The 672-nt window shown below is 77.5% G+C and carries 1 protein-coding gene; it reads left to right on the forward strand.

Annotated features, from left to right (window positions below):
- Window positions 1-19 precede the first annotated feature (19 nt).
- The coding region (locus GT042_RS17120) for a serine hydrolase domain-containing protein (protein ID WP_345943803.1) at window positions 20-672 on the forward strand (653 nt) is incomplete at its 3' end.

A 672-nucleotide genomic window follows, 5' to 3' on the forward strand; every position in this document is an offset into this window, starting at 1 on the left:
CCGGGAGGGCGGTGCGCCGGTGACCGCCGACACGCGCTTCGAGATCGGCTCCCTGACGAAGTGTCTGACGGCCCTGCTGTTCGCCGAGCGGGTGGCGCGCGGCGAGGTCGCCCACGGCGATCCGCTGACCCGCTTCCTGCCCCCGGAGGCCGTCCCGGAGCCGCGCGGCGGGCCCGTCACCCTGCTCCATCTGGCCACCCACACCTCCGGACTGCCCCGGCTGCCACCGGGTCTGTTCGCCAGTGCGGCCGGGCGCCGGCTGAGCAATCCGTACGCCCGGTTCGACACGGACGACCTGCTGGACGCCCTCGCCAGGACCCGGCTCCGCGCCCGGCCCGGCGAGCGGATGCGGTACTCGAACTTCGGGGTGGCCCTCCTCGGCCATCTCCTCACCGGCGCGGGCGGGGCGCGCACGGCGGACGGGACGGCGCGGTACGGGGACCACCTCGCGGCCCGTGTCCTGGACCCCCTCGGGCTGTACGGCACCTCCTGCGTGCCCGGCCCCCCGGGAACCACGGCCACCGGCTACGGGCACGGCGGCGCCCGCCCCCCGTGGGAGATCCCGGGTCTGCCGGGCGCGGGGGCCGTCCGCTCCACCGCCCGCGACCTGCTGACCCTCCTCGACGCGCACCTGGAGGCCCGTCCCGGCGCCCCGTCAGGAACCGGTGGGAG

It is taken from the genome of Streptomyces sp. SID3212 (assembly GCF_009865405.1).
Lineage (GTDB): Bacteria > Actinomycetota > Actinomycetes > Streptomycetales > Streptomycetaceae > Streptomyces.